General features: G+C 69.2%; 12 protein-coding genes. 8 read left to right on the forward strand and 4 right to left on the reverse strand.

The window, feature by feature from the left end; genetic code table 11:
- Positions 1 to 39 precede the first annotated feature (39 nt).
- The 3 genes from KHU32_RS02420 (at position 40) to KHU32_RS02430 (ending at position 3,941) form a co-directional block, all read left to right on the forward strand.
- Complete coding sequence (locus KHU32_RS02420) at positions 40 to 648, forward strand: TetR/AcrR family transcriptional regulator (protein ID WP_213668441.1); 609 nt, start codon at positions 40 to 42, stop codon at positions 646 to 648.
- Between the two features lie 60 nt (positions 649 to 708).
- Complete coding sequence (locus tag KHU32_RS02425; RefSeq protein ID WP_213668442.1) at positions 709 to 2,769, forward strand: prolyl oligopeptidase family serine peptidase; 2,061 nt, start codon at positions 709 to 711, stop codon at positions 2,767 to 2,769.
- A gap of 200 nt (positions 2,770 to 2,969) precedes the next feature.
- The gene (locus tag KHU32_RS02430) at positions 2,970 to 3,941 is read left to right on the forward strand and encodes a Bug family tripartite tricarboxylate transporter substrate binding protein (RefSeq protein ID WP_213668443.1); all 972 of its coding nucleotides are present in this window, start codon (positions 2,970 to 2,972) and stop codon (positions 3,939 to 3,941) included.
- Positions 3,942 to 4,042: 101 nt separating this feature from the next.
- Here KHU32_RS02430 and KHU32_RS02435 read toward each other — a convergent pair whose 3' ends face one another.
- The 3 genes from KHU32_RS02435 to KHU32_RS02445 form a co-directional block, all read right to left on the reverse strand.
- The gene (locus KHU32_RS02435) at positions 4,043 to 5,206 is read right to left on the reverse strand and encodes an MFS transporter (RefSeq protein WP_213668444.1); all 1,164 of its coding nucleotides are present in this window, start codon (positions 5,204 to 5,206) and stop codon (positions 4,043 to 4,045) included.
- 49 nt (positions 5,207 to 5,255) lie between these two features.
- Positions 5,256 to 5,924: a GntR family transcriptional regulator gene (locus KHU32_RS02440; RefSeq protein WP_213668445.1), complete on the reverse strand. Its 669-nt coding sequence runs from the start codon at positions 5,922 to 5,924 to the stop codon at positions 5,256 to 5,258.
- A 188-nt stretch (positions 5,925 to 6,112) separates the two neighbouring features.
- Positions 6,113 to 9,262, reverse strand: a complete 3,150-nt coding sequence (locus KHU32_RS02445; protein WP_213668446.1) for an efflux RND transporter permease subunit — start codon at positions 9,260 to 9,262, stop codon at positions 6,113 to 6,115.
- A gap of 327 nt (positions 9,263 to 9,589) precedes the next feature.
- Between KHU32_RS02445 and KHU32_RS02450 the strand changes: the two genes are divergently transcribed.
- Positions 9,590 to 10,897 carry an efflux RND transporter periplasmic adaptor subunit gene (locus tag KHU32_RS02450; protein WP_213668447.1) on the forward strand — a complete coding sequence of 436 codons (1,308 nt, stop codon included), beginning with the start codon at positions 9,590 to 9,592 and terminating at the stop codon, positions 10,895 to 10,897.
- Between the two features lie 93 nt (positions 10,898 to 10,990).
- The gene (locus KHU32_RS02455) at positions 10,991 to 12,418 is read left to right on the forward strand and encodes a TolC family protein (RefSeq protein ID WP_213668448.1); all 1,428 of its coding nucleotides are present in this window, start codon (positions 10,991 to 10,993) and stop codon (positions 12,416 to 12,418) included.
- A gap of 33 nt (positions 12,419 to 12,451) precedes the next feature.
- On the opposite strand, the gene KHU32_RS02460 is transcribed toward KHU32_RS02455, so the two are convergent.
- Complete coding sequence (locus tag KHU32_RS02460) at positions 12,452 to 13,117, reverse strand: aspartate/glutamate racemase family protein (protein WP_213668449.1); 666 nt, start codon at positions 13,115 to 13,117, stop codon at positions 12,452 to 12,454.
- A gap of 189 nt (positions 13,118 to 13,306) precedes the next feature.
- On the opposite strand from KHU32_RS02460, the gene KHU32_RS02465 reads away from it, so the two are divergent.
- The 3 genes from KHU32_RS02465 to KHU32_RS02475 all read left to right on the forward strand — a co-directional run bounded on the left by KHU32_RS02465 (position 13,307) and on the right by KHU32_RS02475 (position 15,648).
- Complete coding sequence (locus tag KHU32_RS02465; protein ID WP_249680505.1) at positions 13,307 to 14,017, forward strand: substrate-binding domain-containing protein; 711 nt, start codon at positions 13,307 to 13,309, stop codon at positions 14,015 to 14,017.
- A 130-nt stretch (positions 14,018 to 14,147) separates the two neighbouring features.
- A complete protein-coding gene (locus tag KHU32_RS02470) occupies positions 14,148 to 14,495 on the forward strand; it encodes a winged helix-turn-helix transcriptional regulator (RefSeq protein WP_213668450.1) in 348 nt (115 codons plus the stop codon).
- A 76-nt stretch (positions 14,496 to 14,571) separates the two neighbouring features.
- On the forward strand, positions 14,572 to 15,648 hold the full coding sequence (locus KHU32_RS02475) for an alkene reductase (protein ID WP_213668451.1): 1,077 nt from the start codon (positions 14,572 to 14,574) through the stop codon (positions 15,646 to 15,648).
- Positions 15,649 to 15,673: the final 25 nt, after the last annotated feature.

Genomic DNA, 15,673 nt, shown 5'->3' on the forward strand with positions numbered 1-15,673 from the left:
ATACATCATGTCACTAAGTGACAGCAAGGAGCTGGACCGATGGAGGACGAAGATCCCCGCCTGGCGGTGTCCCGGCACGCGGCCCGGCTCTTCCTGGAGCACGGCGTCGCGGGGACCAGCGGGGACGACATCGCGGCCGCGGCCGGCCTCTCGAAGCGCACGGTCTGGCGCTATTTCCGGACGAAGGAGAACTGCGTCGAGCCGCTCTTCTCCGCCACGGCGCTCCGCTTCGCCGCGACGCTGCGCCGGTGGCCGCGGAACATGTCGATCGAGGACTATTTCCAGGCCTGCCTCGGGCCTGACCATGCGACGCCGGAGGAGCTGTCGGACGGCCTGCTCGCCGTGCGCCTCATCGCGCGCCTGCCCGACGAGCCCGCGCTGCGCGCCGCCTGGCTGATGTCCTGCCAGATCAGCGAAGAGGCGCTCGCCAAGGTCATCGGCGAGCGCCTGCATCGCTCCGCCGAGGATTTCGAGGTCCGCCTCTGCGCGGCGACGGTCATTGCGGCCGTGCGCGTCGTCGATGAGACGGTCAGCACGGCGGCCATCAAGCACGGCCAGAAATTCACCCTCGAGGAGATTAACAGCATGCTCGCCCGCTCCGTCCGGGCCGCCAGCACGCTGCCGATCTCAGACCCCGTGGGTTCCTGAACGACCGGCCTGGTCGCTGCCACCGCCTGCCCCGACAATCCCATCCGGAGATTTCGACAGATGCCCGCCATCACCTATCCCAAGACCGAGCGCAGCGATGTCCGCGAGGAGCATTTCGGCGTCACCGTCGCCGACCCCTATCGCTGGCTCGAGAACGATGTCCGCGCCGACACGAAGGTCGCCGATTGGGTCGAGGACCAGAACCAGGTGACGGACACCTATCTGGACGCCCTGCCCGCCCGCAAGGCCTTCCAGGACCGGATGACGGAGCTGTTCGACTACGAGCGCCTCTCGGTGCCGCAGAAGCGCGGAGCGCGGTACTTCTACCTCCGCTTTGCCGGGTCCACCGGCCATGGCGTGCTGCATGTCCGCGAGGGCCTGGACGGCGCGGACCGCGTGCTGATCGACCCCAACGCCTGGTCGAAGGATGGAAGCGTGGCGCTGGGCGAATGGTCGGTGTCCGACGACGGCGAGCACCTGGCCTATGCCGTGCAGGATGGCGGCGCGGACTGGCGCACCATCAGGGTGCTGAAGGTGGCGACGGGCGAGATCCTCGGGGACGAAGTCCGGTGGGCGAGGTTCACCGCGCTGGACTGGATGAAGGACGGCTCGGGCTTCTTCTACTGCCGCTATCCGGAGCCGGAAGCGGGCATGGCCCTGCAGGCGAGCGTCGAGAACCACGCGATCTATTTCCACCGGCTCGGCACCCCGCAGGCCGAGGACCGGCTGCTCTACGCCACGCCCGATCAGCCCCGGCTGCTGCACCTCTTCGAGATCACGAAGGACGGACGCTACGCGGTGATCATCTCCTCACCCGGCACGATGGCCGCGGCGCTGACGGTGGTGGATCTGACCGAGGCCGCGTGGCGGCCGCGCAAGCTGATCGAGGACTTCGACAACGAATGGAACGTCTTCGGAAACCGGGGGACGAAGCTCTTCATCGGGACCAGCCGGGATGCCGAGCGCCGGAAGCTCGTCACGCTCGATCTGGCCGAGGCGAACCCCGTCTTCACCGACCTCGTGGGCGAGCGTGAGGCCGTCCTGACCAGCGCCTGGCTGATCGGCGGGCGCGTGCTCGCCTCCTATCTCGTCGACGCGAAGACGGAGATCCTGCGCTACGATCTGGAAGGCCGGCCCGACGGCGTGGTGGAGCAGCCGGGGATCGGCAGCGTGCTGGGCTTCCAGGGCGATCCGGACGATCCGGAAAGCTTCTTCGTCTTCACCAGCTATGACGCACCGACGACCGTCTATCGCTACGACGTGGAGACCCGCGAGGCCTCCATCTGGACGAAGCCGCAGCTTCCGCCCGGCCTCGACCGGATCGTCGTGGAGCAGCATTTCTGCACCTCGAAGGACGGCACGCGCGTCCCGATGTTCGTGATGCGGCGCAAGGACGTCACGGGGCCCGCGCCCACGCTGCTCTATGGCTATGGCGGCTTTTCCATCAACCTCGTCCCCATCTACTTCCCGCCCTACCAGGCGTGGGTGGAGCAGGGCGGCGTGCTGGCGGTCGTCAATCTCCGCGGCGGCGGCGAATACGGCAGGGCGTGGCATGAGGCGGGCCGGCTCGGGAACAAGCAGAACGTCTTCGACGACTTCATCGCGACCGCCGAGTATCTGCAGGCGCAAGGCATCGCGTCGCCCGACGGCCTTGCCATCAAGGGCGAGTCCAATGGCGGGCTCCTGGTCGGGGCCGTGGTGAACCAGCGGCCGGAGCTCTTCGCCGCGGCCCTGCCCGGCGTGGGCGTGATGGACATGCTGCGCTACGACCGGTTCACCGGCGGCCACCTCTGGCTCCCGGAATACGGCAGCCCGGCGGAGGAGGCGCATTTCCGCAATCTCATGACCTATTCGCCCTATCACACCATCGCCCAGAGCAAGACCTATCCGGCGATCCTGGTTACGACGGCCGACATGGACGACCGCGTGGTCCCCGCCCACAGCTTCAAGTACATCGCCGCGGTACAGGCCGCCGACCTCGGCCCCCGCCCCCACCTGATCCATGTGGAGACGCGCTCGGGCCACGGCATGGGCAAGCCCACCGAAAAGGTCATCGCGGAATACGCGGATCAGTGGGCCTTCGCCGCGCGGTGGACGGGGCTGGACGTCAAACCGGTCTGACGGCCGACCGGGACCGACCGCCCGCCATTCGCCTCCGCCGCGCCTGCCCGGTACTTCCGGGCGGGCCGGCGGGGCAGCCGAGGCCACGCCTGGCGGTCCCTGGGCCTGTGGGCGTCGGCCATTGATTCGGTTCGTTCACGAAATCTAGTCGGAAGCGCGAATCCAAGCTTATCCTGATGGGAACCAACAGGGGGACCGTCATGAAACGTCGCGATTTCGCGCGTGGCCTTGTCGCCACGCCTTTTCTGCCTGCCCTGGCCGCCGCGCAGGCGACCTGGAATCCCGATCGCCCCATTCGATTCGTCGTCGGCTTCGCGCCCGGCGGCGCCACCGACAGCGTGGCCCGGGTCGTGGCGGACGGGATCTCCCCGCTGCTCGGTCAGCCGGTGGTGGTCGAGAACCGGGTCGGTGCCTCGGGCAATATCGGTTCCGAATACGTCGCCCGCAGCGCGCCGGACGGATATACCTTCGTGGTCGGCTCGGCCGGCACGCATGCCACGAACCAGTTCCTGTTCCGCAACATGGGCTTCCACGTCGTGCGAGACTTCTCGCCGATCGCGCTGGTCACGGCGGGGGGCGCGCTGCTGGCGGTGCATCCCTCGGTGCCCGTGCGCAACCTCAACGAGTTCATCGCCTATGCGAAGGCCAATCCCGGCAAGCTCAACATGGGCACGGCCGGCCCCGGCAGCACGCAGCACTTCGCCGGCGCGCTCTTCGAGCAGCAGGCGGGCGTGCAGTTCACCCACATCCCCTATCGCGGCGGCGCGCCGGCCATGCAGGACCTGATCGCGGGACAGTTGCAGGTGCTCTTCGCGCCGCTGGCGGAATCCCTGACCTTCGCGCGGTCCGAGCAGATCCGCCCCCTCGCCACGACGCGGACCGAGCGCATGTCCAGCCTGCCGGACATCCCCGCCATCGCCGAGGCCGTGCCCGGCTACCGTTTCAACAGCTGGAACGGTGTCTTCGGCCCGGCCGGATTGCCGCAGCCCATCGTCCAGCGGATGACCGCGGCGATTACCGCAGCAGGGCGCGACGCGCGGACGCGCGGACGGCTGGAGAACCTGGGCTACACCTCCGTGAGCGGCGACGCTGCGGCGATGGCCGAGATGCAGCGCCAGGATGTGATCCAGATGGAGGAGCTGGTGCGCCTCACGGGGGCGAGCGGAGACTAACCGGCGGGGTCAGCCACGCCTGACACTCATCGAAGGCGGGATGGGGCGCAGCCCGTCCCGCCCCTCCATCGACGTGGTCTGGCCGCTTGCGCTCTGGGTTCTTAGCGCCGCCGCTCGACTACATGATTGCCGATGGCCCCGGCCGCCATCAGGACCGACGTGCCCAGGAAAACGGCCTGCATGCCGATATGGCCGCCCACGAAGCCGCCCAAAAGCGGGCCGATCACCTGCCCCGCATATTGCGCCGACACCGAATAGCCCAGGACGCCGCCGGCCATCGTCTCCGGAACGTTATGGCGGATGACGGCGGCAATGCAGGGCAGCAGCCCGCCCAGCGCCAGGCCCATCAGGAAACGCAGCAGGATGAGCTGCCAGCCCTCGGTCACGAAGGCCTGCGGGATGAGCAGCAACGCAGCAACGGCGAGGCACAGGTTGATGATGCGCCAGTGGCCGATGCGGTCCGCCAGCTTCCCCAGACGCGACGCCGACAGGATGCTGCCCAGCGCGGCGGCCGACATCACGAGGCCGGCGACGAAGGTCACGCTCGAGAGCTCGACCAGCTGCGCGACGTAGACCGTGATGATCGGCTCGATCGACATATTCGCGATCATCAGCAGAAGGCCCGTCGCGAGCATCGCGACGACGGGGCGCTTGTCGGGGATCATCGCCCACACGCCGCGCGACTTGCCGGACCGCGCCTCCTTCGGGCGCACCTCCTCGCGGATGAGGAAGGCCGTGGCCAGGAAGGTGACGAAGATGACGGCGCCCGCCAGCAGGAAGGTCTCGCGAATGCCGACCAGCGGCGGCAGGACGCCACCGATCAACGGCCCGACCAGATTGCCCGCCATGATGCCCGAGGAGAGCATGCCGAGCGCCCAGCCGGTCCGCGCCCTGGGCGTCTGCGCGGCGACGAGGATCATGGAGCCCGAGGCGTAGCCGCCGAGCAGCCCTGCCAGGAGCCGCAGTGCCACCAGCTGCCACACATTCTCCGCCATGCCGATGAGCGACATCGCGACCGCCATGCCGAGGCTCGCGCGGATCAGCATGAGCTTGCGGCCGTAGCGATCGGCCAGCCGCCCCCAGAGCGGCGCCGTCAGCGCCGCGCTGAAGAAGGTCGCGCCATAGGCGATGCCCGACCACTGCACGATGGCGGCATGCTCCGTCACGCCGAGCTGCTCGACATAGAGCGGCAGGAAAGGCAGCAGCAGCGTCATCGCCACGATCGTGGTGAAGGAGCCGAAGGCGCAGACGATCAGGTTCCGCATCCAAGGGCCTTCGTCGGGCACCCCTTCGCTGCTTTGCACAGCTTCCATGCTACCGCGCCCCGATCACGGCGAAGCCGCGCGCGCGCAGGCCGCGACGGTCCTCATTCAGCGAGCGGAGCAGGCGGTCGCGCGTGTCGCGGATGTGCTCGGCCACCTCCCGTGCGGCTTCATCCGGCTTGTTGTTCCGGATGAAGCCGAGGATGCGCCGATGCTCCTCCCAGGCGCGCTCGCGCGAGGGCTCGGTCCAGACCTCGAGCCAGCGGGCGCGCGACAGCTGGGTCATCGCGCCGGTGATGGCCTTCACGATGAAGGGGTTGCCCGAGAGGCGCGCGATCTCGACATGGAAGTCCGTGCCGACGCGGTGCCATTCCTCCCGCGGCGCGCCGGACTGGCAGGCGTCCAGCATCTCCTCGATCCCGGCGATGTCGGCCTCGCTGGCGCGTGCGCAGGCCAGGCGGGCGGCAGCGGTCTCCAACGGCTCGCGGAACTCGGAAAGCGCGGCCAGCTCCCCGAGCTCGATCGGCGCGACGATCCAGTTGCGCCCGTCGCGGCGGACCAGGTCCTCGCCCTCCAGGCGCACCAGCGCGGCGCGGATCGGCGTGCGGGAGCCTTCGAAGCGTCCCTCCAGCCACCGTTCCGTCAGCCGCTCCCCCGGGCCGAGGTCGAGAGACAGGATCATCTCCCGGAGCTGGTCGTGGATCTGGAGCATCTGGGACATGGGAGTTCCGCCGGAGATCGGTATCCGAATGGATATCCCGATTCGGTATCCCAAGAAAGGCCCCTTTGGGATACCGAATGTCCGACCAGCCTCGGGGAGCCGAAGCGTCACGGCCTCCCAAAACGAGGCCGCCCGCCCCGGCCTTTCGGCGGGGGCGGGCGGTGTTGGTGGGCCGATGTCAGCCTTGCTCAGTCGCCCATGCCGGGGAGCGGCCTGTTGAGCGAAGGCTGCGGCCGGCGGGCTTCGGCGCGGCTGCGGCCGAAGATGTCGATCACGATGGGCAGGACGATCAGGATGATCAGCGGCAGCACCGTCGTGCCGCCGACGACCACGACCGCGAGCGGCCGCTGGAGATCGCTGCCGATGCCGGTGGCGAGCGCCATCGGCAACAGGCCCACCATGGCGGCCATGCAGGTCATCATGACGGGACGCATCCGGTCGATGCCGCACTGGTCGATCGCCGCCTTCCATTCCAGCCCCTGCTCGCGCAGCAGATGGAAGTGGGACAGCAGGATGATGCCCTCCATCACCGTGATCCCGAAGAGCGCCAGGAACCCGATGGCGGCCGGCACGCTGAAGGGCAGCCCGATGATGTCGAGCGCGGTGACGCCGCCGATGCAGGAGAGCGGCAGCACCGACATGATGAGCAGCGCGTCCCGCAGCGTGCCGAACTGCACGTAGAGCAGCACGGTGATGAGGATGAGCGCGAAGGGCACCACCACCTGGAGCCGCGCGATGGCGTCCTGCAGGTTGCGGAACTCGCCCACCCATTCGAGGCGGTAGCCCGGCGGCAGCTCCACGTTCTGGCGCACGCGCTCCGCCGCCTCGGTCACCGCACTTTGCGGGTCGCGGCCACGGACGGAGAACTTCACCGGCACGTAGCGCGAGCTGTCCTCGCGGTAGATGTAGCTGGCGCCGGAGACGAGGCGGATATCGGCCACGTCGCGCAGCGTGGCGCCCGAGGTCGCGTTCACCGGCACGCGGCCGATGGCATCGATGTCGCGCCGGAAGGGCTCGGCCAGGCGGACCATGATGGGGAAGTTGCGATCCGCGCCGTCCTCGTAGAGTCGCGCGGCCTCCTGCCCGCCGACGGCGGCCTGCACGGCGGCGTTGATGTCGTTGATGCTGAGGCCGTAGCGCGCGGCGCGCTGACGGTCGATGCGGATGGAGACGGTGGGCTGGCCCAGCGTCCGGAAGGCCGCGAGGTCGGTGATGCCGGGGACCTGCGCCATCTCGACGCGGATCTGCTCGGCCAGGCGCGCCAGCACGTCCAGCTCGGGGCCGATGACCTTGAGCGCGTTGGCGCCCTTCACGCCGGAGGCCGCCTCCTGGACGTTGTCGCTGATGTACTGGCTGAAGTTGAAGTCCACGCCGAGGAACTCGCCGCGCAGCCGCGACTCGATGGCGGCGACCAGCGCGTTCTTGCTGTGCGCGGTGGTCCAGGTGTCCTGCGGGCGCAGGGGTATGAAGAACTCAGCATTGAAGAAGCCCGCGCTGTCGGTGCCGTCATCCGGGCGGCCCTGCTGCGAGGTGACGGTGATGACCTCGGGGAACTCCATCACCACGCGACGCATGGCGTTGACGGTGGTGGCGCCCTCCTCGAGCGAGATGGTGGCCGGCAGCGTGGCGCGCATCCAGATGCTGCCCTCCTCCAGGGTGGGAAGGAACTCGCCGCCGAGGCGGGTGAACTGGAAGCCGCCGGCCGCGAGCATGAGCAGCGCCAGGCCGATGGTGGCGGCCCGGGCCGCCATGGCGCGGGTGTAGAGCCACTGATGGGCGATGGAGAGCCAGCGGACGATGGGCATGGTCCGCTCGCGCGTGTCCTCGGTGAAGAGGATGCCGGCCAGGGCCGGGGCGATGGTGAAGGTCGCGATCATCGCGCCGGCGATGGCATAGGCATAGGTCTTGGCCATCGGGCCGAAGATGCGGCCCTCGATCCCGCCCATGGTGAAGAGGGGCAGGAAGGCGGCGACGATGATGAGCGCCGAGAAGAAGATCGGCGTCGCCACCTCGGCGCCGGCACGCAGGATGATGGCGTGCACACGCGACAGGCCACGTGGGACGCGTCGCATTCGACTGTCGGGCGATCGCATCGCCATGTGCAGGTGGCGGTAGATATTCTCGACGAGGATGACGGTCGCGTCGACGAGCAGGCCGAAGTCGAGACTGCCCAGACTGAGCAGATTAGCGCTCTCGCCTCTGAGCAGCATGACGATCACGGCGAAGAAGAAGGCGAAGGGAATCGTGGCGCCGACGACGAAGGCGCCGCGCAGATCGCCCAGGAAGAGCCACTGGATCAGCACGACGAGGCAGATGCCGATGATGATGTTCTTCACCACGTGGTGCGTCGTCTGGTCCACCAGCTCGCGCCGGTCATAGACGGTCACGACGCGCACGCCGGGCGGAAGGACGCCGCCGGCATTGATGGTGGCGAGCTCGCGCTCGACGGCCCGGATGGTGGGCAGGGTCTGCTCGCCGCGGCGCATGAGCACGACGCCCATCACCACGTCGTCCCGGTCGTCCTGGCCGGCGAGGCCGAGGCGGGGAAGGTTGCCGGTCTCCACGCGCGCGACGTCGCCGACCAGGATCGGCACGCCGTTCGCCGCGCCGAGCACGACGGACTGGATGTCCTCGACGGTACGGATGAGGCCCACGCCCTGCACGACGGCCGATTGCGGGCCGATGGAGACGAGGCCGGCGCCGACGGTGGCGCCGCCCTGGCCGATGGCCTCCACCACCTGACTGATCCCCAGCCCGTAGGCCTGGAGGCGGGACAGGTCGATCACCACGTTGAAGGCCTTGCTGGGCCCGCCATAGGTGGTGACGTCGATGACGCCGGGAACGCGCTTGAAGCGGCGCTCCAGCACCCAGTCCTGGATCACGCGCAGATCGGCGGGCGAGAAGCCGGGCGGCCCTTCCACGCGATAGCGCAGGATCTCGCCGATCGGCGACCAAGGGCTGATCTCGGGTTGCACGTTATTGGGCAGGTTGAGCTGGCCCAGGCGGTTCAGCACGTATTGCTGCGCCTGCTCGTAATTCACCGCGTAGGTGAATTGCGCCTGGACGACGGAGAGGCCGAAGAGGCTGGTGCTTCGGGTGGCCCGCAAGTTGGGCATGCCGGCGAGGCCGACTTCGATCGGCACGGTGATGTAGCGCTCGATTTCCTCGGCGCTCTGCCCCTGGTTCTGTGTGATCACCACCACCGTCGGCGGCACGGGATCGGGGTAGGCCTCGATGTTGAGGTGCAGGAAGCCATAGGCGCCAGCGCCCACGAAGGCGAGGAAGAGCAGAACCACGAGGGCCCGCTTCTGCAGCGAAAACGCGATGAGGTGACGCATGGCACACCCGAGTTAGAGGTCGAGGAAGGCCATTCAGCTTATGTTCAGCTTTTCGGATCCTGTCAAAGTCATTCAGCATAGGTTCAGGATCATTCAGCATAATTAACGCCATTTTTGACGTAGGTATTAATTATCAAGCAAAATCAACGAGATAAATGAGCGATTCCTGCACAAATCGCCATCAACATCGGCAAAATTCGCCGCCGCTGCGTTTCTGGGAAAAAATTTATTGACCTGGATTTCGTTCAGGTTAGGTTAAGTTTGTGCGGATGTCACGCCGCAACGCGTGCCGCGGCGCGCCATTTTCCAAAGAGGCCCCGGATTTCCATGAGCATCGTCGATCAGGCTACCGCAGACGACAAAGCGAAGACGCCGTCGCGCCCGGTGCCGCCGCAGGCGCAGGAGCACGCGCCCGAGCCGGCGCCCGTCCAGCGCCGGTCGTCGAGGACCATGATGATGGCGGCCGGCGGCCTGACGCTCTTCGCGGCGGGGGCCTACATGCTGGCGACCTGGGAGACCGCGCCCGGCGTCTCGTCGGCGGAAGCCGAGGTGCCCGGCGAATTCCGCCTGAGCGAGAACGAAGTCCGCGCCCTGCGCATCGAGCCCGTCGCCATGCGGGAATTCCGCCCCGAGCGGATCGCCGAAGGCCGCATTGCCTATAACGACGACCGCTCCACCCCCATGCTCTCGCCCTACACCGGGCGCGTCATGCGCGCCTTCGCCCGCGTGGGCGACCAGGTCGAAGCCGGCGCGCCCCTCTACGAAATCGAGACCGCGGATGTGACGAGCGCGGCCAACGACCTGCTGGCCGCCCTCGATAATGTGCAGAAGAACACCGTCGCCCTCGCCCAGGCCCGGCGCGAGCAGGCCCGCCAGGTCTCGCTCTACTCCGCCCGCGCCACGGCCCTGCGCGACGTCGAACAGGCGCGCGTCGCCACCACCTCCGCCGAATCCGATCTGCGCAGCGCCAATGCCCAGGCCGAGGCCAATCGCGACCGCCTGCGCGTCCTCGGCCGCACGCCCGAGCAGATCACCGAGATCGAGCGCACGCGCCAGGTCAGCGGCCTCATCACCGTGACCGCGCCGCTCGCCGGCACCATCACCCAGCGCCGCGCCGGCCCGGGCCAGTGGCTGACGGCCGGCGAGGGCGATCCGGTCTTCACCATCGCCGATCTCTCGACCATGTGGCTCATCGCCAATGTCCGCGAGCTGGACGTGCCGCTGATCCATGAGGGCCAGCGCGTGGACGTCACCATCGGCGCCCTGCCGGACCGCCGCTTCGAGGCGCGCGTCGTCCGCACCGCCGCGGGCCTCGACGCCACGACCCGTCGCCTGACGGTGATGGCCGAGGTGCTGGACCCGAACCGCGAGCTGCGTCCCGAGATGTTCGCGACCTTCCACATCGAGGTCGGCCAGGCGATGCACGCCCCCGCCGTGCCGCTCAATGCCGTGATCTTCCGCGGCGACGAGGCGAATGTCTGGGTCTCGCTGCCCGACCGGCGCTTCGTGATGCGGCGCATCACCCCGGGCATCAGGTCAGGCGACGTGATCCAGGCCCAGGCCGGCATCACCAGCGACGACCGCCTGGTCACCGGCGGCGCGCTCTTCATCGACCGCGCCTCGCGCATCGACTGATCCAGCCACCCATTTTCGGAATCAGCTTATTGCCGCCGGATCCCGGGCAATAAGGGGGAATCAATGTCAAAGCCATTTCGCCAGGAAGCGCTGATGTCGCTTCGCGTCCTCGTCGCGGCGTCGCTTCTCGGGGTCGGTGCCCTGCCCGGCATCTCGCAGGCGCAGACCACGCCGCGCATTGCCTCGGCGGGCATGCAGCCCCTGCCGCTCCCTGGACAGGCGCGTGTGCTGACCCTCGGCGAGGCCGAGCGCCTGCTGATCGAGCGCAACCTCACCGTCATCGCCGCCCAGCGCGGCATCGACGTCGCCCGCGCCCAGCGTCTCGTCGCCTCCTCCATCCCGCCGATGGAACTCAGCGTCGGCAATATGATCGGCGAGTTCAACGAGACGCGGTATGCGGGCCTGCGCGGGTCGCGCTTCCACGGCCCGAACAACAACGTGAATGTCGGCCTCACCGCCGTCATCGAGCTCGGCGGCAAGCGTGAGCTGCGCACGCGTTACGCCACCGAGAACATTGCCGTCGCCGAGGCGCAGGTCCTGGACGCGCTGCGCAACCAGATCTTCAACCTGCGCCAGAACTTCATCGCCGCGCTCGCCGCCCGCGCCAACCTCGAGGTGGCGATCGCCAATCGCGGCAGCCTCGACCGCACCGAAAACCTGCTGCGGCGTCAGGTGCGTGACGGCGCCCTGCCCGAGGGCGACCTGCTGCGCTTCCAGGCCAGCCGCCTGCCCTTCGAGGCCGAGGTGACCTCCGCGGCCCAGGCCTATGTCGCCGCCGTCGCGCAGGTCGCCGTAGGCCTCGCGCTGGATGCCGCCGCGCCGGTCCCCGCCGCGGCGCCCTCCCGCGATGCGACGCGTGTGCCGCTGCCGGCGATGGCCATCGACGTGCGCGGGCGCTTCGACACGATGCCCGATATCGGCGTCTCGCGCGGGACCCTGGGCGATGCCGTGCAGAGCCGGCCGGACGTCGTGGTCGCCTCGCGCCAGGCCTCGGCCGCCGGGGCCAATACCACGCTGGCGGAATCCCAGCGCTGGCGCGACGTGACGGTCAATGGCGGCTGGACGCGCACGCGCCTCTCGCAGGACCTGCCCGAGGCCACGCAGCCGCTGATCGCGAACCACCAGTTCACGATGAACCTCTCGGTGCCGCTGTTCACCAGCCGGATCACGCGCGGCAATATCGGCGTGGCGCAGGGCGAGCAGTCGGCGAGCGAGGCGCAGGCGCGCAACGCGCTGCTGCAGGCACGTGCCGACTTCGCCACCGCCTGGTCCGCCTACGAGCAGGCGCGGGCGCTGCTGCGCCTCTACACCGGCGGCGCGCTGACCCGGGCCGAGCAGGCCTATCGCAGCTCCGAGCAGGCCTATCTCGCGGGCGGACGCAATCTGCTCGACGTGCTGGATGCGCTGCGCACCCTGAACGAGACGCGCGTGGCGGCCAACAACGCGCGCTCGGCCTATCTCACCGCCCTCGCGCAGCTGGAATTCGCGACGGGCGTCGACGGCGTGGCGCCGCGCCTCTGATCGCCCGCGGCGCGGCCCTCGCCTGACGACGGGTCAGGCGCCGGCGCGCGCGCCGATCATCTCCCGCATGCGGTCCACGGCCGCATGCGGCGCCGTCAGCACCGGCACGCCGACGACGGCGCGAACGGCCTCCGCCGCGCGGGAGGTCGAGAAATGCGCGAGCATGATGGCGTCGTGATCCCCGAGCTCCGGCGCGCGCGCGGCGACGAGGCGGTTGTGGGATTCCGCGTCTCCCCCCTTCAGCAGGTCGATCGCGTCGGCCACCAGCACGGTGTTCAGGCTCGCCGGCCGGCCGCTGCGCGCGACGAAGTCGTCGAACTCCTCCGTCATCGTGCCGACGGAGGGCCCGAAGGTCGCCAGCATGCCGACGCGCCCGCCCTGGGCGATCGCCGCCTGGAACATGGCCTCGTTCGGCTTCAGCACGGGGATGGGCAGCGCCTCGATCAGGCGGTCGATGGCGGGTCCGAAGGCCGAGCAGGTGACCAGGATGCCGTCCGCCCCCATGCGGTAGCCGTAGGTTCCGAAGGCGACGAAACGCTCGATCATCGCCTCGGTCAGCTCGCTCTCCCGCGCGCGGTCGATCGACAGGCCGTCATCCAGCAGGTTGACGATCTCCGCCTCGGGCCAGCGCTCGGCGAAGGCGGTCTGGATCGGCTGCATGGCGACGGGCGTCGCGTGAAGGAGCACGATGCGGGGCATGGGAAAACCTTGCTTGGAAGGACGTTTCGATGGGACGCGCGGGCGTCCCTTCCCTTATGCCGCCGATGCCGCGCGCCCGGAAGCAGGCCGGCATCTTTCGGCGCCTAGCCGCTTGACGGCGGCGCGGCGCGCGTGATGGTCGGCAGATAGGCGGATCACGCCGCACCATCCCCTCGGAGGAACGACACCATGACCACACCCGCATCCGGCGCGACGCTTCGGATCCTGTCCGGCCTGGCCGTGCGCGGCGCCTTCGAGGGCGGCATCATCGCCGATTACGAGACGCGGACCGGCAACAGGATCGACGTCGCCTGGGTGCCGACGACGCTGATCATGTCCCAGGTCGCGGAGGGCGAGCAGGCCGACGTGCTCGTCCTGATCCGGGACGCGATGGACAAGCTCGTCGCGCAGGGCAAGGTCGATCCGGCGACGCGGGTGGAGGTGGCGCATTCCCGCCTCGGCGTGGCCGTGCCACGCGGCGCGGCGCATCCGCCCGTCGGCACCGTGGAGGAGTTCCGCGCCGCCCTGCTGGGCGCGCGCTCCGTCGCCTATTCGCGCGCCGGCGCCAGCGGCATCCACTTCGAATCGATCATCGAGCGCCTCGGCATCGCCGACGAGGTACGCCGCTGCGCGACCGTGATCCCCGCCGGCTTCACGGCCGAGAAGCTGGTGACGGGCGAGGCGGATCTCGCCGTGCAGCAGGTGAGCGAGCTGCTGGTCGTCGACGGCATCGAGGTGGTCGGCCGATATCCGGAGGAGCTGCAGCAGGTCTCGTCCTTCTCGGCCGCGGTGATGACGTCGTCGACGCAGCGCGCGGCGGCGGAGGCCTTCCTCGCCGGGCTGCATGGCGAGATCGCGAAGGCCGCCTATCTGGCGAGCGGGGTCGACCCCGCGGCCTGACGCCGGGCGGCATCAGGCGGGCCCGGCGGCCCGCCTGATCCTTCCCAAGTCAGGAAGGGCTCTTGTCGCCGGGATCGCGCTTCCTATCTGCTTCCACCATGGAAGCCACTTTTCCTTTTCGGGCGCCCTGATGCACCGCAAGTGCTTCAGCGCCATGCCCTGCCCCATCGCCCGCAGCCTCGAGATCGTGGGCGAGTGGTGGAGCATCCTCATCCTGCGCGACGCCTATCGCGGGATGACGCGCTTCGACGAGTTCCAGAAGAGCAGCGGCATCGGCTCCAACACGCTGACCCGCCGCCTCAACCGCCTCGTCGAGGAGGGGCTGCTGGAGCGGCGCCCCTATTCCGAGAAGCCGCTGCGCCACGAATACCTGCTGACCGCCGCCGGCCGGGACTTCGAGCCCGTCCTGGAGGCCTTCATGGTCTGGGGCCGCAAGCATGCGCGCCAGCCCCAGGGCCCGCCTGGTTCCCCCGCCTGATCCTCCTTGCCTACGCCCATCCCACCCCCTGCCCACCCCCTGGCCCCGCCTTACGCGGCGCCCCGGAGACCTTCCGATGCCGACACTTCTCGATCCCGTCCGGATCGGCGCGCTCGACCTGCCGAACCGCATCGTCATGGCGCCGCTGACCCGCATGCGCGCCTTCGACGAGCGCAGCGCCGGCCCCCTGCAGGCCGCGCACTACGCCCAGCGCGCCGGCGCCGGGCTGATCCTCACTGAAGCCACCTCCGTCAGCCCCCAGGGCGTCGGCTATCCCAACACCCCGGGCATCTGGTCCGAGAAGCAGGTGCAGGGCTGGACCGAAGTGACCGCCGCCGTGCATGCCGCGGGCGGGCGCATCGTCTCGCAGCTCTGGCATGTCGGCCGCATCTCGGATCCGAGCCTGCTGGACGGGCAACCGCCCGTTGCGCCCAGCGCCATCGCGGCCGAGGGCGATGTCAGCGTGCTGCGGCCCAAGCGCCCCTTCCCGGTGCCGCGCGCGCTGGAGACCGGCGAGATCCCCGGCATCCTCGCCGATGTCCGCAAGGGCGCCGAGAACGCCAAGCGCGCCGGCTTCGACGGCGTGGAGCTGCATGGCGCCAATGGCTACCTCTTCGACCAGTTCCTGCATGACGGCTCGAACAAGCGCACCGACCGCTACGGCGGCTCCATCGAGAACCGTGCGCGCTTCCTGCTGGAGGCCGTCGACGCGATCCTCGAGGTCTGGCCGGCGGACCGGGTGGGCGTGCACCTGAACCTGATGTCCAGCTCGCATTCGATGAAGGACAGCGACCCCCGCGCGCTCTTCGGCTACGTGGCCGAGCAGCTCGACGCGCGGAAGATCGCCTTCATCTTCGGGCGCGAGGCCCTGGATCGCGGCGACGAGGCGATCGGCCCGATCGTGCGGAAGAAGTTCCGTGGCGCCTACATCATCAACGAAGGACTGACGCGCGAGACGGCCGAGGCCGCGATCGAGCGGGGCGAGGCGGATGCGGCCTCCTTCGGGCGGCTCTACATGGCCAATCCGGACCTCGTGGAGCGCTTCCGCCGGGAGGCACCGCTGAACGCCCTCGTCGCCGAGACGATCTATGGCGCCGATGAGCGCGGCTACAACGACTATCCCGCGCTGCCGGCGGAGGTCGAGGCGGCCTGACGCCGGAATGACCGGCGGCGCCGCG

This window comes from Roseococcus pinisoli, assembly GCF_018413645.1.
GTDB lineage: Bacteria > Pseudomonadota > Alphaproteobacteria > Acetobacterales > Acetobacteraceae > Roseococcus > Roseococcus pinisoli.

What these genes read in the sequence shown, in the direction of transcription:
- KHU32_RS02420 (WP_213668441.1), top strand. Translation starts at nt 40, where the DNA reads ATGGAGGACGAAGATCCCCGCCTGGCGGTGTCCCGGCACGCGGCCCGG.
- KHU32_RS02425 (WP_213668442.1), top strand. Translation starts at nt 709, where the DNA reads ATGCCCGCCATCACCTATCCCAAGACCGAGCGCAGCGATGTCCGCGAG.
- KHU32_RS02430 (WP_213668443.1), top strand. Translation starts at nt 2,970, where the DNA reads ATGAAACGTCGCGATTTCGCGCGTGGCCTTGTCGCCACGCCTTTTCTG.
- KHU32_RS02435 (WP_213668444.1), bottom strand. Translation starts at nt 5,206, where the DNA reads ATGCGGAACCTGATCGTCTGCGCCTTCGGCTCCTTCACCACGATCGTG.
- KHU32_RS02440 (WP_213668445.1), bottom strand. Translation starts at nt 5,924, where the DNA reads ATGTCCCAGATGCTCCAGATCCACGACCAGCTCCGGGAGATGATCCTG.
- KHU32_RS02445 (WP_213668446.1), bottom strand. Translation starts at nt 9,262, where the DNA reads ATGCGTCACCTCATCGCGTTTTCGCTGCAGAAGCGGGCCCTCGTGGTT.
- KHU32_RS02450 (WP_213668447.1), top strand. Translation starts at nt 9,590, where the DNA reads ATGAGCATCGTCGATCAGGCTACCGCAGACGACAAAGCGAAGACGCCG.
- KHU32_RS02455 (WP_213668448.1), top strand. Translation starts at nt 10,991, where the DNA reads ATGTCGCTTCGCGTCCTCGTCGCGGCGTCGCTTCTCGGGGTCGGTGCC.
- KHU32_RS02460 (WP_213668449.1), bottom strand. Translation starts at nt 13,117, where the DNA reads ATGCCCCGCATCGTGCTCCTTCACGCGACGCCCGTCGCCATGCAGCCG.
- KHU32_RS02465 (WP_249680505.1), top strand. Translation starts at nt 13,307, where the DNA reads ATGACCACACCCGCATCCGGCGCGACGCTTCGGATCCTGTCCGGCCTG.
- KHU32_RS02470 (WP_213668450.1), top strand. Translation starts at nt 14,148, where the DNA reads ATGCACCGCAAGTGCTTCAGCGCCATGCCCTGCCCCATCGCCCGCAGC.
- KHU32_RS02475 (WP_213668451.1), top strand. Translation starts at nt 14,572, where the DNA reads ATGCCGACACTTCTCGATCCCGTCCGGATCGGCGCGCTCGACCTGCCG.